General features: G+C 62.1%; 19 protein-coding genes, 1 tRNA gene and 1 riboswitch. Of the genes, 11 read left to right on the top strand and 9 right to left on the bottom strand.

The features are described 5' to 3' along the window. Window position 1: 1 nt before the first annotated feature. Complete coding sequence (locus tag ATY78_RS00170) at window positions 2–1,348, top strand: MATE family efflux transporter (RefSeq protein WP_088680346.1); 1,347 nt, start codon at window positions 2–4, stop codon at window positions 1,346–1,348. Here the strand turns inward: ATY78_RS00170 and ATY78_RS00165 are convergent. Next, window positions 1,324–2,412: a quinone-dependent dihydroorotate dehydrogenase gene (locus ATY78_RS00165; protein WP_088680345.1), complete on the bottom strand. Its 1,089-nt coding sequence runs from the start codon at window positions 2,410–2,412 to the stop codon at window positions 1,324–1,326. The genes ATY78_RS00170 and ATY78_RS00165 overlap by 25 nt on opposite strands. Beyond that, entirely contained in the window at window positions 2,409–2,762 is a 354-nt protein-coding gene (locus ATY78_RS00160; RefSeq protein ID WP_088680805.1) for a DUF952 domain-containing protein, read from the bottom strand. Before ATY78_RS00160 ends, ATY78_RS00165 begins: the two co-directional genes overlap by 4 nt. Before the next feature lie 118 nt (window positions 2,763–2,880). Between ATY78_RS00160 and ATY78_RS00155 the strand changes: the two genes are divergently transcribed. From ATY78_RS00155 to ATY78_RS00135, 5 genes are all read left to right on the top strand, one after another. Further along, complete coding sequence (locus tag ATY78_RS00155; RefSeq protein ID WP_088680344.1) at window positions 2,881–3,279, top strand: hypothetical protein; 399 nt, start codon at window positions 2,881–2,883, stop codon at window positions 3,277–3,279. 91 nt (window positions 3,280–3,370) lie between these two features. Continuing rightward, on the top strand, window positions 3,371–4,018 hold the full coding sequence (locus ATY78_RS00150; protein WP_088680343.1) for a response regulator transcription factor: 648 nt from the start codon (window positions 3,371–3,373) through the stop codon (window positions 4,016–4,018). Between the two features lie 117 nt (window positions 4,019–4,135). Continuing rightward, entirely contained in the window at window positions 4,136–4,801 is a 666-nt protein-coding gene (locus ATY78_RS00145; protein WP_088680342.1) for a helix-turn-helix transcriptional regulator, read from the top strand. 11 nt (window positions 4,802–4,812) lie between these two features. Then, entirely contained in the window at window positions 4,813–5,526 is a 714-nt protein-coding gene (locus tag ATY78_RS00140; protein ID WP_088680341.1) for a thermonuclease family protein, read from the top strand. A gap of 101 nt (window positions 5,527–5,627) precedes the next feature. Then, on the top strand, window positions 5,628–6,041 hold the full coding sequence (locus ATY78_RS00135; RefSeq protein ID WP_088676740.1) for a tellurite resistance TerB family protein: 414 nt from the start codon (window positions 5,628–5,630) through the stop codon (window positions 6,039–6,041). Between the two features lie 9 nt (window positions 6,042–6,050). Here the strand turns inward: ATY78_RS00135 and ATY78_RS00130 are convergent, their stop codons facing one another. Further along, window positions 6,051–6,926, bottom strand: coding sequence for a transporter substrate-binding domain-containing protein (locus ATY78_RS00130; RefSeq protein ID WP_088680340.1), 876 nt, complete (start codon window positions 6,924–6,926; stop codon window positions 6,051–6,053). A gap of 493 nt (window positions 6,927–7,419) precedes the next feature. On the opposite strand from ATY78_RS00130, the gene ATY78_RS00125 reads away from it, so the two are divergent. The 3 genes from ATY78_RS00125 to ATY78_RS28055 all read left to right on the top strand — a co-directional run bounded on the left by ATY78_RS00125 (window position 7,420) and on the right by ATY78_RS28055 (window position 10,277). Then, the gene (locus ATY78_RS00125) at window positions 7,420–9,426 is read left to right on the top strand and encodes a HAMP domain-containing methyl-accepting chemotaxis protein (RefSeq protein ID WP_088680339.1); all 2,007 of its coding nucleotides are present in this window, start codon (window positions 7,420–7,422) and stop codon (window positions 9,424–9,426) included. A 191-nt stretch (window positions 9,427–9,617) separates the two neighbouring features. Further along, entirely contained in the window at window positions 9,618–9,902 is a 285-nt protein-coding gene (locus ATY78_RS00120; RefSeq protein ID WP_088680804.1) for a hypothetical protein, read from the top strand. A 78-nt stretch (window positions 9,903–9,980) separates the two neighbouring features. Beyond that, window positions 9,981–10,277, top strand: coding sequence for a hypothetical protein (locus tag ATY78_RS28055; protein WP_141105607.1), 297 nt, complete (start codon window positions 9,981–9,983; stop codon window positions 10,275–10,277). A gap of 53 nt (window positions 10,278–10,330) precedes the next feature. On the opposite strand, the gene ATY78_RS00115 is transcribed toward ATY78_RS28055, so the two are convergent. Then, window positions 10,331–10,404: transfer RNA gene (locus ATY78_RS00115), tRNA-Gly, on the bottom strand. A gap of 59 nt (window positions 10,405–10,463) precedes the next feature. Next, the gene (locus ATY78_RS00110) at window positions 10,464–11,558 is read right to left on the bottom strand and encodes a 2'-deoxycytidine 5'-triphosphate deaminase (protein WP_190237358.1); all 1,095 of its coding nucleotides are present in this window, start codon (window positions 11,556–11,558) and stop codon (window positions 10,464–10,466) included. Between the two features lie 72 nt (window positions 11,559–11,630). Next, a riboswitch (SAM riboswitch) is annotated at window positions 11,631–11,709 on the top strand. Window positions 11,710–11,752: 43 nt separating this feature from the next. Between ATY78_RS00110 and ATY78_RS00105 the strand changes: the two genes are divergently transcribed. Next, a complete protein-coding gene (locus tag ATY78_RS00105; protein ID WP_088680338.1) occupies window positions 11,753–12,937 on the top strand; it encodes an O-succinylhomoserine sulfhydrylase in 1,185 nt (394 codons plus the stop codon). 324 nt (window positions 12,938–13,261) lie between these two features. Continuing rightward, entirely contained in the window at window positions 13,262–13,654 is a 393-nt protein-coding gene (gene apaG / locus ATY78_RS00100) for a Co2+/Mg2+ efflux protein ApaG (RefSeq protein WP_088680337.1), read from the top strand. Window positions 13,655–13,737: 83 nt separating this feature from the next. Here the strand turns inward: apaG and ATY78_RS00095 are convergent, their stop codons facing one another. The 4 genes from ATY78_RS00095 to ATY78_RS00080 all read right to left on the bottom strand — a co-directional run bounded on the left by ATY78_RS00095 (window position 13,738) and on the right by ATY78_RS00080 (window position 17,700). Further along, window positions 13,738–14,328 (bottom strand): hypothetical protein, encoded by a 591-nt coding sequence (locus tag ATY78_RS00095; protein WP_088680336.1) that lies wholly within the window; start codon window positions 14,326–14,328, stop codon window positions 13,738–13,740. 130 nt (window positions 14,329–14,458) lie between these two features. Next, window positions 14,459–15,454: an Hsp33 family molecular chaperone gene (locus ATY78_RS00090; RefSeq protein ID WP_088680335.1), complete on the bottom strand. Its 996-nt coding sequence runs from the start codon at window positions 15,452–15,454 to the stop codon at window positions 14,459–14,461. Window positions 15,455–15,543: 89 nt separating this feature from the next. After that, a complete protein-coding gene (gene argF / locus ATY78_RS00085) occupies window positions 15,544–16,458 on the bottom strand; it encodes an ornithine carbamoyltransferase (protein ID WP_088680334.1) in 915 nt (304 codons plus the stop codon). A 42-nt stretch (window positions 16,459–16,500) separates the two neighbouring features. Further along, complete coding sequence (locus tag ATY78_RS00080; RefSeq protein ID WP_088680333.1) at window positions 16,501–17,700, bottom strand: aspartate aminotransferase family protein; 1,200 nt, start codon at window positions 17,698–17,700, stop codon at window positions 16,501–16,503. Between the last annotated feature and the right edge of the window lie 241 nt (window positions 17,701–17,941).

The raw sequence follows: 17,941 nt of genomic DNA, 5'->3' as shown, positions 1-17,941 counted from the left end.
CATGGATACGCGCAGCAACAGCCACTCTCTTGCCTTCGACGTGACGCACCGGCTGGTGCTGTCGATCGCCATTCCGATGACGCTCGGCTTCATGACGACACCGCTGCTCGGGCTGACGAGCACCGCCGTCGTCGGCCGCATGGGCGATGCGGAAGCGCTGGCGGGGCTGGCGATCGGCGCGATGCTCTTCGATCTCATCCTCGGCAGCTTCAACTTCCTGCGCGCCTCGACGACAGGACTGACGGCGCAGGCCTATGGCCGGCGGGACCAGCACGAGCAGCAGGCCGTTTTCTGGCGGGCTTTGATTTCCGCGCTCGGCTGCGGGCTGGCGCTGCTCTGTCTTTCGCCGCTCTTGATGGCGGCGGGATTGAAGCTGATGGGCGCGGAAGGGGCGATCGCCGAAGCGACCGGCACCTATTTCGCGATCCGCATGCTGGCGGCACCGGCGGCGCTGGCGAATTACGCCATTCTCGGGTTCGTGCTCGGGCGCGGACAGGGCAATGTCGGCCTGCTGCTGCAGGCACTGATCAACGGCATCAACATCGTGCTTTCCATTTATCTCGGCCTGTCGCTCGGCTGGGGCGTGGCCGGGGTCGCCTGGGCAACCATGGCCGGCGAGACGGCCGGGGCGATCGCCGGGCTCTTCATCGTGCTCAGCGGCTTTAACAAGGCAGAGCGGCCGGCGTGGACCGAGATCTTTTCCCGGCATCGCCTGGCGGAGCTTTTTGCGCTCAACCGCGACATCCTGATCCGCACTTTCGTGCTGATCGGCGCCTTCACGATCATGACGCGGATCGGCACCGGCTTCGGGGCGGTGACACTTGCCGCCAACGCCGTGCTGATGAACTTCTTCCTGCTGTCGGGCTACTATCTCGATGGGCTTGCGAACGCCGCCGAGCAGATCACCGGCCGGGCGATCGGGGCGCGCTACCGGCCGGCCTTCGACCGTGGGCTGAAGCTCACGACATTATGGTCCTTCGGGCTGGCGGCAATCGTTTCCGCTTTCTTCTTTCTCGCCGGGCCATGGCTGATCTCGGTGCTGACCACTTCGCCGGAGGTGCGGCAGGCAGCCGGCATCTACCTGCCCTGGGCCGCCGTTACGGGGCTGACGGGCGCGCTGGCCTTCCTGATGGACGGGGTCTTCATCGGCGCGACATGGTCGGTCGACATGCGCAACCGGATGCTGATGTCCTTTGCCGGTTATCTCTTGATGCTCGCCGTCTTCGTGCCGCTCTTCGGCAATCATGGCCTGTGGCTTGCCATGAACGCCTTCCTGCTCTTCCGCGGCTTCTTCCTGGCGATGCTGGTGCGGCCACGCGCCGATCAGACCTTCCGAGCCGCCCAGTAGTCCAGCCTGCTGTCGCGCAGCTCGCGGATCGAGCCGGCCTTTTCGCGGTCCATCAGCGCCGAGAGGCCGCGGACGATATTGCCGGGCAGGCCGGGACCTTCATAGACCATGCAGGAATAGAGCTGGACGAGATCGGCGCCCGCCCTGATCTTCTCCAATGCGGTTTCGGCCGAGGAGACGCCGCCGACGCCGATGATCGGCAGATCGGGGCCGACGCGCTTGCGCATCCCGGCAAGCACCGCCGTCGATTTTTCAAACAGCGGCACGCCGGAAAGACCGCCCGTCTCCTTCGCCTGGCGCTGATCCTTGAGCCCTTCGCGCGACAGCGTGGTGTTGGAGACGATCAGTCCGTCGAGCGCATGCGAGAGCGCTTCCGCCGCGATGTCATCCATACCCTCTTCCGTCAGATCAGGGGCGATCTTCAGAAATACCGGGATCTTGCGGCCGGATGCCTCGGCCATCTCGTCGCGCGCCCTCAGCACGGCCGAAAGCAGCGCCGCGAGGCTTTCGCGCGCCTGCAGGTCGCGCAGGCCCGGCGTGTTCGGCGAGGAGATATTGGCGGTGAAATAACGGGCGACGGAATAAAAGCGGCGGATGCCCGCGACATAGTCGGCGATGCGATCCTCGCTATCCTTGTTGGCGCCGATATTGACGCCGATCATGCCGCCGCCGGTCAGCGCCGCCAGACGCGTAAAGGCGGCGTCATGGCCTTCATTGTTGAAGCCGAGGCGGTTGATGACGCCTTCATCCTCGATCAGGCGAAAGATGCGCGGGCGCGGATTGCCGGATTGCGGCTTCGGCGTCACCGTGCCGATCTCGGTAAAGCCGAAACCCAGCTTCAGCAGCGCCTCCGGCACCTCGGCATTCTTGTCATAACCCGCGGCCATGCCGATCGGGTTTTCGAAGACGAGGCCGGCGACGGTTTGGCTGAGGCGCGGATCGGGAGCGATCCGGCAGGCCGGCACGAGGCCGGATTTCAGCGCGGCGATCGACATGCCGTGCGCCGTTTCCGGATCGAACAGGAAAAGACCCTTGCGGGCGAAACGCTGGAAGGGATCGATCATGGCGTAAGCTCCGGGAAGACATGGGCGCCACTCTCATCGAGCGGCAGCGCCGCCTCCCAGAGCACGGCGGCCAGCGGCAGATCGGCATAGAGATGCGGGAAGAGATCGCCGCCGCGCGAGGGCTCGAAGACGAGCTTGTCACCGAAGGCGGCGCCATCGACGGCAATGAGCAACAGGCCCGACTGGCCGGTAAAATGCAGCGCGGCGGTCTGTTTGACCTGGGCAGCAGTCGATAAATGGATGAAACCGTCGTTGAGATCGATGTCGGCGCCATGAAAAATGCCGGTTTGTCTGGCTTCCTGCCAGAGCGCTTCCGTCACGATCTTGTAAAGGGTCGGTGTCACGGTCATCATGGCCTCACGATATGCTGGTCCTCGATCATGAGCGCTTTGCCGGAAAGACGCGGCGATGTCCACGCCCCGGCGCGTAAAAGGGGATGGCCACGGGAAAAATCCGGAGGATGAGACGATGAAGGTTTTGGTTCTCACGCTTGGCGCCGTTCTGCTGCCGCTTGCGGCGGCGGCGGCCGAACCCGATGCAAGCCGCTTCCAGCTCGAAAGGAGCGGCGACCATTTCGTCCGGCTCGACCGGCAGACCGGCGCGATGTCGATCTGCCAGGACAAGGATGGCGCCCTGGTCTGCCGGATGGCGGCCGACGAGCGGGCGGCCTATGAAGACGAGCTCGACCGGCTTTCAGAGCGGGTGACGAAGCTGGAACAAGGCGGCCTGGTTCAACGGGCGCTGCCGAGCGATGCGGAGATCGACCGCTCGATCAGCATCATGGAGCGGATGATGAAGAGTTTCATGGGGATGGTGAAGGAGTTCCAGACCGAGGAAAACACCAGTCCCCTTCCGCAGAAGACCTGATCTGATATAGTCATTCGAGCAAATGCGCATGCGACGCGGAGGGGATGGCGACGCATGCAGGCATGATCGGACTCTTGGGAGGGAGTTTTCGATGCAGGAACAGACCATCATCATCGCGGACGACCATCCGCTTTTCCGGGATGCGCTGCGCCAGGCGGTGAGCGGCATGGAAGGTCGGCAGACCATCGTCGAGGCCGGCGATTTCGCCGCCGCCCGCGCGGCTGCGGGCGCAAATGCGGATGCCGATCTGATTCTGCTCGACCTCGCCATGCCAGGCGTCAGCGGCTTTTCCGGCTTGATGGCGCTGCGCGCCGAATTCGCCAGCCTGCCGATCGTCATCGTCTCGGCAAGCGACGACGCGACGACGATCCGCCGGGCGCTGGAACTCGGCGCTTCCGGCTTCATCTCCAAGTCCTCCGGCATCGAGGACATTCGCCGCAGCATCCAGACGGTGCTTGCCGGCGACATTGCGACGCCCGAGAGCTATCGCGACGGGCAGGAGCAGGATCCCGACGTCGCCGACCTGATCCGCCGCCTGCACACGTTGACGCCGCAGCAGAGCCGGGTGCTGACCATGCTGGCCGAAGGGCTGCTGAACAAGCAGATCGCCTATGAGCTCGGCGTCTCCGAGGCGACGATCAAGGCGCATGTCTCGGCGATCCTCTTGAAACTCGATGTCGACAGCCGGACGCAGGCTGTCATCCAGCTCGGCAAGATCAACATGGCGATGGTCGCCTGAGTGCTGCGCACCAAGAGGATTTTATTCCTTTCTTGTCTTTACTCGGACAATACGGTCGGTTAATATTCCGCTCGGTTGAAGCGCGGCGTTGGATGAGCCGCACGGGATCGGGCGCACATGCTGTCACATGAGCAAATCTGGGGAGCGATCGACAGGCTTGCCGAACGGCATGACCTGACGCCGTCAGGCCTTGCTCGGCGCGCCGGGCTCGACCCGACCTCCTTCAACAAATCGAAACGGCTTTCCGCCGACGGACGGCTGCGCTGGCCCTCGACGGAATCGATCGCCAAGGTGCTCGAGGCGACAGGGGCGAGCATGGAGCAGTTTCTTGCCTTCATGCGGCCGAGCGCCAACCCTTCCGGGCTGCCGGAAGCAGCGTTTCAGCCTCCGGGCAGCTCCATTCCGCTGCTCGGCTTCGCGCAGGCGGGCGCCGGCGGCTTCTTCGATGATGGTGGTTTTCCGGCCGGCCAGGGCTGGGACGTGGTGGAATTTCCGACAGCCCCATCGCAAAAGGCCGGCGTCTATGCGCTGGAAGTGCAGGGCGAGAGCATGATGCCGTTCTATCGCGACGGCGACGTGCTGATCGTCGAGCCGGGCGCGCAGGTGCGCCGCAACGACCGCGTCGTGGTGCGCACACGCGAGGGCGAGGTGATGGCCAAGGTGCTGCTGCGTCAGAGCCCGCGCTCGATCGAGCTGATGTCGCTCAATCCAGAGCACCCCAACCGCACTCTCGATCTTTCCGATGTCGATTGGATCGCCCGCATCATCTGGGCCAGTCAATAGGAAGATATTCCATGCGCCCTGCTGCCGTCTTCACAGGTATCACAGGGATGGCGGTGGTGGCCGGTCTGCTGATGGCGGGCGAAGCAAGGTTTCGCGGTGGCACGGCAGGGGAAGAAAACCCATCCGCAGAGGGGACCGCGACCGCAGTGCCGAATGCTGCCCCCGAGGCCGCCGAACCGGCAGCGACGATATCCGACGAACGTGCCGAAATGATCGCCCGCTCGGGGGAACCGGCTGCTCCGCCCTCTCCGGCGGCGCGTGACGGCACGGCTCCCAAACCCGCCGATATCCCGCAGCAAGCGGCGCCGGCCGACGGCGGAACGGCAAGTCCCGCCGCGACGAAGGCGATGGAGCTGCCGAGGCCGATGGTCGAAAATGCTGGTAATCTTTTCTTCGGCGAGCGCAGACTCCAGCTTGCCGGCATCGTCCCCACACCCGCCGATAGGATATGCGGGCCGGCAGGCCGGCAATGGCCCTGCGGCATGATGGCGAAGACGGCGCTGCGCCAACTGCTGCGCAACCGCAGCGTCACCTGCGATCTCGACACGGCCGAATGGCAGGGAACGGCGACGGCTGCCTGCCGGCTCGGCACCCAGGATCTCGGCGCGTGGCTCGCCGAAAACGGCTGGGCTGAAGCAGCGGCGGCCTCCCCGCTTGCGGCCGTCTCCGAGAAGGCCAGGCAGGCGGGGAAAGGCATCTATGGCGGCGATCCGCGCCGGAAATGACTGGCGGAGCTCGGCAGGATCGGTCGCCGCGAGAGCTGACCGATCCCTTGTAATGGCCGCCGCCAATTCCTAATCTGGGCTGATTGAAAAAGGAATCAGAGATGAACAAGCCGCTTTCCGCCCACGACGCCCTGATCTACGTGATGGTGATGGCATCCGCCGTCGACAGCACGATGAACGACAGGGAGATGACGAGAATCGGCCAATTGATCGGGTTCCTGCCGGTCTTCAAGGATTTCGATGACGACAAGCTGATTTCGATTGCGCGCGACTGCGCCTCGCTTCTGGCCGGGCCGGAAGGCCTCGACGTCGTTCTCGAAACCGTGCGCGATACCCTGCCCGCAAAGCTCTATGACACCGCCTATGCGCTCGCCGTCGAAGTGGCCTCCGCCGATCTCTCGGTCAAGGCGGAGGAACTGCGGCTGCTCAGCCTGCTGCGCGACCGGCTCGGCCTCGACAAACTCACTTGCGCGGCGATCGAACGCAGCGCGATTGCCCGCTTCCGCAAGGGCTAACGTTTTTCTTCAATAAAGCCCATAGGGAAAATAGCGCAGATAGATTTCCTGCAGGCGGCCGTTGCGCGACAGCGCCGCGAGCGCATGGTCGATGGCCGATGTCAGCACGCCGTCCTTTTGCCGCAGCATGATCGTCATGCCCTCGCCGAGGAAATGTTCGGAAAGGTAGGGGCCGTCGAAGAGCGCGCAGCATTTGGCCGAAGCGGGCGACGAGACCCAGAAGGAAAGCTGCAATGCGTCCGCGAAGGCGGCATCGACCTTGCGATCCCTAAGAGCCGCCAGCAGAGCCTCCTTGGTGTCGAAGGCCTGGGCCTTGATCGCCGGAAAGAAGGCGGCCAGCATGGCTTCATGCACCGTACCTTTGACGACGCCGACCGGATGGCCGGAAAGTGCCGCCGCCGTTTTTCCGTCCAGCGGTGCAGCGAGATTGCGCACGAAACGAGCCGGCAGCATCAGATAGGGCCGTGAGAAGAGAAATTGCCGGCGCAGGTCCGGGGTCACGGCAAGGCCGGCAATGACGGCATCTCCTTGCGAGGCGGCGAGCGCCCCCTTGAGATCGGCGAAGGGAACCGCCTGGATCTGGCACTTGTCCGAAATCTCCAGCTCGCTGCAGATTTCGCGGGCGAGATCGACGTCGAAACCGGAAAGCTTGCCGTTCTGATCGGTAAAATTGAAGGGCGGAAAGTCGACCGATGTCAGGAACCGCAGGCGCACCAGCGAGGAAAGATCCGGTTTGGCCAGGCGTTCGCGCGCATCGAAGAGCAGCGGCAGCGAAGGCGCGCCCTCCTGAGCGGATACCGCAAAACTCGAAAGCAATGCCCCGAGAAACAGCCCGGCCGCAAAAAATCCCTTCAAAATCAGGGATGTCAGCTTGGATTGCATCATCGTGATCCGGTCTCGGGTTAAGCGCTAGAGCATGTCGCGCAAAAGTGTGGGGCGGTTTTGCGATAACGACATGCGTAAAAACAAAGACCAAAGCGCAAGGAGCGAATCTGAAAGATCGCGACGCGCTTTAGGCATCGCCGAGATGTATCAGAGTCACGGCCGGCGGGGAATATACATCGCGAGGCTTCCGTCCCCTCGCCGTCGCATCCGAGCATCTGCCGCCACAGCGAAAAGACGAAATGCCGATGCGCCGATACGTCGCGGCGATTGCAGTTTTCGCAATATGCCGGGGATAACGATCCGAACCTTGGAAATTGTGGGCGTCCGGCGTCCCGCGTTAGGGCGGCATTAAAGAATAGCGCCGTTTATTTCCACCGACGACATCGGACCCCGCCAGCCGATCGCATGATGCACGCGTCAGCAACGCTCTGTTTGCAACAATTGATTTCAAAGCGCCGGGCGCGAAACGCCCGGCCAATCGGGTGATATTTCCATGCTGAAGCATCTGAAAATCCGCACGAAGATCATATCGGTCGTAGCGCTGCTGGGGCTGATCATGATGGCGGGGCTCGTCTACGTCATCTCCGAGTTCCGCCGGGCCGACGCCGCCTATAGCGCCTTCATCGATCATGAAGCGACCGCCTCGATGCTGAGTGCACGCGCCAGCGCCTCGGTCGTGGCCTCGGTGCTGCAGGTCACCCTTGTTGCCGAGATGAAACCCGACACGCCGGCATATCAGACCGCGCTTGCCACACCGAGCAGGCTGCCGCAGGCGCGCGACCGGATGAAACAGGCGCTCGCCCTGGTGCCGAGCCGCAAGGCGGCAATCGACGAAATCCAGGCCGGCATCGATGAAATCGAAGCTCTGGCGAACAAGATCATCGAACAGAGCAAGGGCAAGGACAGCGCCGGTGCCCTCGCGAATGTCGCCCTGATCAATGCCAAGCTCGATGCGCTGACGCCGAAGATGATCGCCAACAACGACGCGATGATGGCACTCCTCAACGACGGCGGCGATGCGCTCTCGGCTTCCGTCGACGGACGGATGGCCCTCAGCGCCGTTCTGATCGGCATCGCCGCTCTCGTCGCGATCGGCCTCGGCATAGTCGTGGCGCAGAAGGGCATTGCCGGCCCGATGGCTGAGCTGCGCCTGCGCATGACGCGACTTGCCGAGGGCGATACCGACAGCGAGATCGCCGGCCTCGACCGCCGCGATGAAGTCGGCCAGATGGCCCAGGCCGTTTCCGTCTTCCGCGACAACGCCATCGAGCGTCGTCACATCGAGGCGCGCGCCGAAGCCGACCGCAGCGTCAGTGATGGCGAGCGCCGCGAACGCGAGGCACAGAAGGCCCGCGAAGCCTCCGAACTCGAAGGTGCCGTCGCAGCTCTCGGCGACGGCCTCCGCCGCCTTGCCTCCGGCGACCTCGCCTCGTCTATCGGCCAACCCTTCATCGCCCACCTCGATGCGCTGCGCCAGGACTTCAACAATTCGGTCGAGAAGCTCAACGAGACCATGCAGGCGGTCGGCGCCAATGCCCGGGCGATCGGCGCCGGCGCCAACGAGATCCGTTCTTCCGCCGACGAGCTTTCCAAGCGGACGGAACAGCAGTCCGCCTCCGTCGAAGAGACGGCGGCGGCGCTCGAAGAGATCACCACGACCGTGCGCGACGCCGCCAAGCGTGCCGAGGAGGCGAGCCAGCTCGTCGCCCGCACCCGTCTCGGCGCCGAAAAATCCGGCGAGATCGTCCGCAAGGCCGTTTCCGCCATGCAGCAGATCGAGAAGTCCTCGGTCGAGATCGGCAACATCATCGGCGTCATCGACGACATCGCCTTCCAGACCAATCTGCTGGCCTTAAACGCCGGCGTCGAAGCGGCCCGTGCCGGCGAAGCCGGCAAGGGTTTTGCGGTCGTCGCCCAGGAGGTGCGCGAGCTTGCACAGCGTTCGGCCAATGCCGCCAGGGAGATCAAGTCGTTGATCACCACATCCGGCACGCATGTCCAGACCGGCGTTTCGCTCGTCGGCGAAACCGGCAAGGCGCTCGATTCGATCGTCCAGGAGGTGCAGGAGATCAACCAGCACGTCCACGCGATCGCCGAAGCCTCCCGCGAACAGTCGATCGGGCTGCAGGAGATCAACACCGCCGTCAACACGATGGACCAGGGCACCCAGCAGAATGCGGCAATGGTCGAGCAGTCGACGGCCGCCAGCCACAACCTCGCCACGGAAGCGGCCGCGCTCAACAATCTGCTCGGCCAGTTCCGGCTGACGGGCACCGGCAGCTTCGCCGCCGCGGCACCGATCGCCGCGGCCCGGCCGCCGGCCGCAGCACCGCGCGCGACCGCGCGCCCGGCTTCGAAGGCACCGATCCGTATCGCCAAGGAAGGAACCGCCCGCCCGGCGGCATCGCCCGCCCGCGCGCTCGGCCAACATCTCGCCAACGCCTTCGGCGCAGGCAGCAGCACACCGAAAAGTCAGGATGCCGATTGGACGGAATTCTGAGCCCAACGAAAACAGCATGCCGAGGGGCGGCTGCGGCCACCCTCGCTTTCGCGCAACCGGCGGCCGGCCGATTCCCGATCAAGGCGCTCGGGACGGGACGCACCAAAGATTGAGAGCGACATACCGTTTGCTTGATGCACGAGGCGCTATAGGGAGTATGATTGCATCGTTCGGCGCATCGGGGGATGGATATGAAACCCGCAATCATCGGCCTCATCGGCACTCTGGCTCTTACCGGGTGCAACACCGCCGCTGCCAACTACAGCGGCCCCGGGCTCGAGCCCATACCGGGCAGCATCACCTATAACGGCCAGCCGCGCACCAAGCTCACCAAATCGCCACCCGGTTCCGCCTTTCCGCATGATTTCATCGATCAATACGGCCGGCAGGTGGAGGAAACCTACATCATCCAGCCCGACAAGAGCCTGATCATTGCGCATCGCCGTTACAGGCCGATCTGGCTTTTCGACGATTAGGTCAAAAAGAGTTGCTCCCTCCCATTGCAGGCATGCCGTGTGCCAACTAAGTAATTCCACCATAAGAGGGAGCAGGAAATGAAAATAGCCAAGGCATTGATAATCTGTGCAGTCTCCGCACTCATTCCAGGCATCTCTATGGCGGGATCTTCATGCGTGGCAACCATGAAAGCCTATGGCTACTTGGGAAGCGGAATATCCTATGGATCCGCCGTCAGCATAATAGGCTGCTCGGGCGAGAAAGTGAGCAGCAGCGAGACGACAGGCGCCAAGACGGAGACGTATAGATGGAGCGGTCATAACTATTCAGGAAATTTGGAAGCCACTTTCCGGAACGATCAGCTCGTCAACAAAACTCAGTCGGGCCTCAATTGATGCGCTCGCCAGCCCGCGACCGACACGCTGCATATCTAAGTTATTGAAATAACTGGAGCGGGTGAAGGGAATCGAACCCTCGTATTCAGCTTGGGAAGCTGCTGCTCTACCATTGAGCTACACCCGCAATGAGGCGAGATTTCCAACAGATGGGGGCCGCTGTCAAGTCGTCTCGGGGAAAGCGCTTCAGATGCGGAAGTGCTTCGAGAGCTTGAGGCCCTGGGCCTGATAGTTGGAGCCGAGGCCGGAGCCGTAGAGGCTGGCCGGTTTTTCCTGCATGTGCTCGTAGACCAAGCGGCCGACGATCTGGCCGTCTTCGAGAATGAAGGGGACTTCGTGGCTGCGCACTTCGAGCACGGCCCGGCTGCCGCGCCCGCCGGCCGGCGCGTGGCCGAAGCCCGGATCGAAGAAGCCGGCATAATGAACGCGGAATTCGCCGACCAGCGGATCGAAGGGGGTCATCTCGGCGGCATAATCCGGCGGCACATGCACGGCCTCGCGCGAGACGAGGATATAGAACTCGTCGGGATCGAGGATCAGCTCGTTGCGGCCGCGGCTATAGAGCGGTTCCCAGAAATCGAAGATATCGTGCTGATCTTTCTTGTCGACGTCGACGACGGCGGTGTGGTGCTTGCCGCGGTAGCCGATCAGGCCGTCCTTGTCGCCGGTGAGATCGATCGACAGCGCGATGCCGCCGCCGGAGACGTTGGGCTGCTTGCTCGCCACCAGCGTCTCGCTTTCGTGGAGCTTCAAAAGTTCCGGCTCGCCGAGCAGGGAATGGCCGACGCGGAAACGGATCTGCGACAGGCGCGAGCCGCGGCGCACGACGATCGGGAAGGTGCGCGGGCTGATTTCGAGATAGAGCGGGCCGGAATAGCCGGCCGGGATCTTGTCGAATTCCTGGGCGTAGTCGGTGATGACGCGCGTGAAGATATCGAGCCGGCCGGTCGAGCTCTTCGGGTTGGCCGAGGCCGACATGTCGGCCGGCAACGCCAAGCTCTCCATCAGCGGCACGATGTAGACGCAGCCGGTTTCGAGCACCGCGCCTTCGGAAAGGTCGATCACATGCAGGCTCAGCCGGTCGAGCTTGTCCGAGACCAGATGCGAAGGCCCAGGCATGAAGCTGGCGCGCACGCGAAAGGCCTTGGCGCCCAAGCGCAGATCGAGACTTGCCGGCTGGATCTGGTCGCGGTCCAGCTCCCGCTCGGAGATAAGACGCCCCGTTTCGAACAGCGCCGAAATTGCGCGGTCAGCCAGAATTCCCGTTTCGCGAGCCATCATGCCCCATCCATCTTTTGCGCCGACAAAACCAAACTCGGGGAATTGACGCAAGCAGCTAACAGCAGTATTGCAGAATTATCCCGTGGTGATTTGGCCGGTCGGCTTGCAGCCACGTTAAACAAGTGGCTAAAAAGACCGGGTGTGAAACCGGTCTGCTTTTGCGGCCGGTTTTTTTGTTATGTGAAGGTGATGGCATGAGCAAGACCTGGCGCCCGGCAACCCAACTCGTTCACGGCGGAACGTTGCGTTCGCAATATGGCGAGACCTCCGAGGCAATCTATCTCACGCAGGGTTTCGTCTATGACACGTCGGAAGCGGCCGAAGCCCGCTTCAAGGGCGAGACGGACGGTTTCATCTACGCCCGCTACGGCAGCCCCACCAACGACATGTTCGAAAAGCGCATGTGCGCGCTGGAAGGCGCCGAAGACGCCCGCGCCACCGCCTCCGGCATGGCCGCCGTCACCGCCGCCATCCTCTGCCAGCTGAAGGCTGGCGATCATATCGTCGCCGCGCGCGCCCTCTTCGGTTCCTGCCGCTGGGTGGTCGAGACTCTGGCGCCGAAATACGGCATCGAGTGCACGCTGGTCGACGGCCGTTATCTCGAAAATTGGGAAAAGGCGATCACTGCGAAGACCAAGGTGTTCTTCCTGGAAAGCCCGACCAACCCGACCCTCGAGGTGGTCGATATCGCTGGTGTCGCCAAGCTCGCCAACCAGGTCGGCGCCAAGGTCGTCGTCGACAATGTCTTCGCGACGCCGCTCTTCCAGAAGCCGTTGGAACTCGGCGCCCATATCGTCGTCTATTCCGCCACGAAACATATCGACGGCCAGGGCCGGTGCCTCGGCGGCGTCGTGCTGTCGGACAAAGAATGGATCGACGAGAACCTGCACGACTATTTCCGCCATACCGGCCCGGCCATGTCGCCGTTCAATGCCTGGACACTGCTGAAGGGCATCGAGACGCTGCCGCTGCGCGTGAAGCAGCAGACCCAGAATGCGGCGAAGATCGCCGACTTCCTGGCGGAGCAGGGCAAGGTCGCCAAGGTGATCTATCCCGGCCGCAAGGACCATCCGCAGGCCGATATCATCGCCAAGCAGATGACGGGCGGCTCGACGCTCGTCTGCTTCGAGCTGAAAGGCGGCAAGGAAGCGGCCTTCGCGCTGCAGAACGCGCTTGAGATCGTCAAGATCTCCAACAATCTCGGCGACAGCAAGAGCCTGATCACGCATCCGGCAACGACGACGCACAAGAATCTGACGGAGGAAGCGCGTGCCGAACTCGGCATTTCTCCGGGCACGGTCCGCCTTTCGGCCGGCATTGAGGATACCGACGATCTGATCGAGGATTTCGCGCGGGCGCTTTCTAAGGTCTCGGGCTAAAGCGCGTCGCGATCTTTCAGATTCGCTCCTTGCGCTTTCGGTCTTTGTTTTTAAGCATGTCGTTATCGCAAAACCGCCCCACACTTTTGCGCGACATGCTCTAACCGACGACATCGCGGCCGGGCCTCACCCAGGTTCGGCCGCAACGCCGGGGAACAAGTTCGCCCTCGGTGACGTTGCGAAGTAAAATTAACACCGACAGTTAGGCTTAACGATCGAAAACCATTCGATCATAGCTGTTTCATCGCTGATCAACGTTCCGTTTCTTGACGGAAGGGGCCTCTTATAAGATACGGGTAACATATCTTGACTATGGTGCAAGGCATGTATCGCGCCCTCACAAGAGATATCGAAGTCGTGGTCGAACCGTTCTATCTGGAGGAGCAATCCGATCCGGAAGACGATCGCTATGTCTGGGGTTACCGGATTGTCATCAGCAACAATTCCGGCGTCGCCGTTCGCCTGGTCAACCGCTACTGGAACATCACCGATCAGAACGGCCAGGTGGACGAAGTGACCGGTCCCGGGGTCGTCGGCGAGCAGCCGCGGCTCAGCCCCGGCGACACCTACGAATATTCCTCCGGCTGCCCGCTCGACACGCCCTCAGGCCTGATGTTCGGCCATTATCAGATGGAAACGGATGAAGGCGAGGTGTTCGATGTCGACATACCCGCCTTCTCGCTGGATTCGCCGGGGCTGTTACGCGTCCTCAACTGAGCCATAGCCAAAGTAATATAGCATTCTTGGCGCATCCTGTCGGGGCGTGTGGGGTTCCGGAAGTCATCACCCATCAGCAATTTCTAAAGCTCAAAGGGATCCGACTTCGCTTTAGTATCTGGCTTTCCTTCAAACGGATCTTTTGATTTTGGCGGCTCTGGCCGTTTAGCAATTGTAGCGTTTACCGCCTTTTGGCAGGCGAGCATCTCGTCCGCAGCTGCGACAGAATTCTTCAGCCTAAAAGCAGCGATCTCTTTACCGTTAAAAGTAGCGCGAAAATTCAATTTACGAGCGAATTCATCGACCAAGCCGACATCGTCAAAATCGATCCACAACCCCTTAAAGTCTTTATACTCTACGGCGGTCGCATCAGCCGTCCATTCGGACCGATCCAAAGAAAATTCAACAGGATATTGCTTGCCGCTCTCCAGGGACTTCCAGTTTGCATTTCCAATTAAGATGTAAAAAGGATTTTCCTTCTTAGTAAAACTAAAGCCAAGGCGAAAGACCGTACCATCCTCAAAGCTAGTCACAACAAAGCAACCGTTGCCCACCGTCCTATCAACGGCCACGCTCCAGCCACCTACTTTCTTCCATTGAAATATGTCATCATCGGCTAAGCTTATTTGCGGTATCGCAGCCACCAATACGAGTGCGAAACATAAAAACTTCATATATGCCCATCCCGCTTTCATAGGCCAGCACCTGAAATATAGGCGCACGGTGACTACTAAAAATCGAATCACCGTGCAGTATCGTCGCTACTTTCTTCTATTACACATTCTGCGTCTCAACTTAACAATGTTAACCGAGCTGCGGCGCAACCTCATCCACAGGGTAGCGATAGGTGGTCGAGCAGAATTCGCAGGTTACCGCGATTTCGCCGTTTTCCTGGCTTGCCTCGATCTCCTCGGCCGAAAAGCCCTTCAGCACGCCGCCGATCTTTTCGCGCGAACAGCTGCAGCGGTCGAAGACGGCGCGGGGTTCGTAGACACGCACGCCGCGCTCGTGGAACAGGCGGAACAAGAGCCGCTCGGTCCCGACCTGGGGATCGGTGAGTTCATCGGCGTCGATCGTCTCGACCAGCGAGCGGGCTTCGGCCCAGGCGTCATCCTCGCCGTGCGGACGGTCGCCGGGATCGCCGTCGCCGCCGTGGAGATCCGGCTGGCGCATGCGTTCCGGGGCCTCCGGCAGGAATTGGGCGACAAGCCCCCCTGCCCGCCAGCGATGGCGCGGCTTGCCGGCATCGTCACGATCGAAAAGCTCGGCCGCCGCAAGGCGCACGCGCGTCGGGATCTGCTCCGACTGGCGAAAATAGACGCCGGCGATATCCTCGAGCGAGGTACCGTCGAGCGCGACGATGCCCTGGTAGGGCTGGCCGAATTTGCCCTGGTCGATGGTGAAAGCGAGCACGCCCTTGCCGAGCAACTGCTCCGGCTCGGTTTCGCCCGCGGCAATCGCCTTGTTGAGCAGGGCCTGATCGAAGCGGGCATAAGCGCGGACATTTTCCGGCGTCGAGAAATCGGCGACGAGAAGATCGACCGGGCCATCGCCCTTGGTCTGCACCGTGAATTTGCCCTCGAATTTCAGCGAGGTGCCGAGCAGCACCGTCAGCACGACGACTTCAGCCAGCAGCCGGGCGACGGGTGCGGGATAATGATGGCGCTCGAGGATGGCATCGAGCATCGGGCCGAGCTGGACGGCGCGGCCGCGCACATCCAGACCCTCGACCTGGAAGGGGACGACATGATCATCGCCGGCGAAATCAAACTGGCCAAGAACGGCTGCAGCTTCTGCCATGGCTTTCACTCCTTATTTTCAGAGCGACGGCCAGAGTGCCCGGCGCTCGCGCGGTCGCGAGCTTTTGACTCACGACATCCGATTATGGTTCAGATCGCGCCCAGGCACCAAGCAAGAATCGATTTCTGTGCATGAAGACGGTTTTCCGCCTCATCGAAGACCACGGATTGCGGGCCGTCGATCACGTCATCCGTCACTTCCTCGCCGCGATGGGCGGGCAGGCAATGCATGAACAATGCATCATTGCCGGCCTTCGCCATCAAGGCCGCATTGACCTGATAAGGCTGGAAGACATTGTGACCCCGGGCCCGATGTTCCTGATTCATGGAGACCCAGGTATCGGTCACCACGCAATCGACGCCGGCGACCGCACGGTCGGCATCATGGCAGAGCATGATTTCGGCGCCCTCATTGCGGGCCCAGTTCAGATAGTGATCCTTGGGCTCCGAACCAAGGGGTACGGCCATGTTCATGCGATAGCCGAAACGCGCGGCCCCTTCGACCAGCGAATGCAGCACATTGTTGCCGTCGCCGGTCCAGGCGATGGTCTTGCCCTTGATCGGCCCGCGGTGCTCTTCAAAGGTCATGATATCGGCCATGATCTGGCAGGGATGGGTGTCGTCCGTCAGCGCATTGATGACAGGCACGGTCGCATGTTCGGCAAGCTCCAGCAGGCGCGAATGCTCGGTGGTGCGGATCATGATCGCATCGACATAACGCGACAGCACCTTGGCGGTATCGCCGATCGTCTCGGCGCGGCCGAGCTGCATTTCGGTGCCGGAGAGGAACAGCGTCTCGCCGCCGAGCTGGCGCATGCCGACATCGAAGGAGACGCGGGTGCGGGTCGACGGCTTTTCAAAGATCATCGCCAGCATCTTGCCGGCGAGCGGCTTGTCGCCCTTGCCGGCCTTGAAGGCCTGCTTGCGGGCGAGCGCATCGTTCATGATGGTTCTGAGATCGGCTGTAGTGACCGCCGAAAGATCGAGGAAATGTTTAGGAGCCATATCGTGTTCTTACCTGTCGTGCGCCCGGAGGCGGCAATCCCTTCAAGCCGTCTTCTTCACCTTGGAAGCGCGAACGCTTTCGGCGGCGCGCTCGATGCGTGCAAGGCCCTCGCGGGCCTCCTCGGCGGTGACGACGAGAGGAGGAATAAGGCGGATGACGTTGTCGCCGGCGGGGACGCCAAGCAGATGCGCTTCCCGGATCGCCTGCAGCAGTTCGGCGGAGGGAACGGCAGCCTTGATGCCGAGCAAAAGCCCCTCACCTCTGATATCCTCGATCACATCGGGATAACGATCCTTGAGGGAAGCCAGCCCCTGGCGGAAGACGAGCGCCACGTCGCGCACCTGCTGGAGGAAGCCATCGGCGAGAATGACGTCGAGCACGGCGCTGCCGACGGCCATGGCAAGCGGGTTGCCGCCATAGGTCGAACCGTGCGTACCGGCCTTCATGCCGGAAGCGGCTTCGGCGGTGGCAAGGCAGGCGCCGAGCGGGAAGCCGCCGCCGATGCCCTTGGCAACGGCCATGATATCGGGCGTCACGCCGGACCATTCATGGGCGAAGAGCCTGCCGGTGCGGCCGACGCCGGTCTGGACCTCGTCGAGGATCAGCAGCAGGCCGTTTTCATCGCAGATCTGGCGAAGCGCCTTCATGAACTCAGGAGTGGCCGGACGCACACCGCCCTCGCCCTGTACCGGCTCGATGAGGATTGCGGCCGTCGCATCGGTGATGGCGGCGCGGACCGCCTCGATATCGCCGAAAGCCACCTGATCGAAACCGGGCGCCTTGGGGCCGAAGCCTTCGAGATATTTCTCCTGGCCGCCGGCGGCGATCGTCGCGATCGTGCGGCCGTGGAAGGCGCCTTCGAAGGTGATGATATGGAAGCGCTCGGGATGACCCTTGGAAAACTGGTAGCGGCGCGCCGTCTTGATGGCGCATTCGAGCGCCTCCGCGCCTGAATTGGTGAAGAACACCTTCTCCGCGAAGGTTACGTCAGTCAGGCGTTTTGCCAGGCGTTCCTGGCCCGGAATTTCATAGATGTTGGAGAGGTGCCAGACTTTGTCGGCCTGCTCCTTCAGCGCGCCCACAACATGGGGATTGCCGTGGCCGACGGAGGTGACGGCGACGCCGGCGCCGAAATCGAGATAACGCTCGCCGCTTTCGGTGATCAGCCACACGCCCTCGCCTCGCTCGAACCGCAGCGGGGCACGAGAATAGGTGTCATAAAGCGGCGCGGCTTCAGCCATGGCGCGGGTCTCCCGTTCACAATTACAGAGCCTCGGACTCCGGCTAAGAAAACCAGGCCCGAAAAATCAAAAATGCCGCCTTTCGGCGGCGAGCGGTACTATTTCCTTTTCGCGCTGCAATGTCAACAAAACTGCGGCCTTAGCGCATGCAGCAAGCTTGTACAGCGGCATTTTCGACCTTCAACAGGCATTATTGCAGAAATGACACGCGGGGGAAGCAAGTTGGGGAAAACTCCGAATT

Origin of the sequence: Rhizobium sp. R635 (genome assembly GCF_002211285.1) — a bacterium.
GTDB lineage: Bacteria > Pseudomonadota > Alphaproteobacteria > Rhizobiales > Rhizobiaceae > Rhizobium.
Note: the sequence above shows the minus strand (reverse complement) of the source record. Positions and strands in the feature narration are given on the sequence as shown.

Coding starts and splice junctions, on each gene's coding strand:
- ATY78_RS00170 (WP_088680346.1), top strand. CDS start 2: ATGGATACGCGCAGCAACAGCCACTCTCTTGCCTTCGACGTGACGCAC.
- ATY78_RS00165 (WP_088680345.1), bottom strand. CDS start 2,412: ATGATCGATCCCTTCCAGCGTTTCGCCCGCAAGGGTCTTTTCCTGTTC.
- ATY78_RS00160 (WP_088680805.1), bottom strand. CDS start 2,762: ATGACCGTGACACCGACCCTTTACAAGATCGTGACGGAAGCGCTCTGG.
- ATY78_RS00155 (WP_088680344.1), top strand. CDS start 2,881: ATGAAGGTTTTGGTTCTCACGCTTGGCGCCGTTCTGCTGCCGCTTGCG.
- ATY78_RS00150 (WP_088680343.1), top strand. CDS start 3,371: ATGCAGGAACAGACCATCATCATCGCGGACGACCATCCGCTTTTCCGG.
- ATY78_RS00145 (WP_088680342.1), top strand. CDS start 4,136: ATGCTGTCACATGAGCAAATCTGGGGAGCGATCGACAGGCTTGCCGAA.
- ATY78_RS00140 (WP_088680341.1), top strand. CDS start 4,813: ATGCGCCCTGCTGCCGTCTTCACAGGTATCACAGGGATGGCGGTGGTG.
- ATY78_RS00135 (WP_088676740.1), top strand. CDS start 5,628: ATGAACAAGCCGCTTTCCGCCCACGACGCCCTGATCTACGTGATGGTG.
- ATY78_RS00130 (WP_088680340.1), bottom strand. CDS start 6,926: ATGATGCAATCCAAGCTGACATCCCTGATTTTGAAGGGATTTTTTGCG.
- ATY78_RS00125 (WP_088680339.1), top strand. CDS start 7,420: ATGCTGAAGCATCTGAAAATCCGCACGAAGATCATATCGGTCGTAGCG.
- ATY78_RS00120 (WP_088680804.1), top strand. CDS start 9,618: ATGAAACCCGCAATCATCGGCCTCATCGGCACTCTGGCTCTTACCGGG.
- ATY78_RS28055 (WP_141105607.1), top strand. CDS start 9,981: ATGAAAATAGCCAAGGCATTGATAATCTGTGCAGTCTCCGCACTCATT.
- ATY78_RS00110 (WP_190237358.1), bottom strand. CDS start 11,558: ATGATGGCTCGCGAAACGGGAATTCTGGCTGACCGCGCAATTTCGGCG.
- ATY78_RS00105 (WP_088680338.1), top strand. CDS start 11,753: ATGAGCAAGACCTGGCGCCCGGCAACCCAACTCGTTCACGGCGGAACG.
- apaG (WP_088680337.1), top strand. CDS start 13,262: ATGTATCGCGCCCTCACAAGAGATATCGAAGTCGTGGTCGAACCGTTC.
- ATY78_RS00095 (WP_088680336.1), bottom strand. CDS start 14,328: ATGAAGTTTTTATGTTTCGCACTCGTATTGGTGGCTGCGATACCGCAA.
- ATY78_RS00090 (WP_088680335.1), bottom strand. CDS start 15,454: ATGGCAGAAGCTGCAGCCGTTCTTGGCCAGTTTGATTTCGCCGGCGAT.
- argF (WP_088680334.1), bottom strand. CDS start 16,458: ATGGCTCCTAAACATTTCCTCGATCTTTCGGCGGTCACTACAGCCGAT.
- ATY78_RS00080 (WP_088680333.1), bottom strand. CDS start 17,700: ATGGCTGAAGCCGCGCCGCTTTATGACACCTATTCTCGTGCCCCGCTG.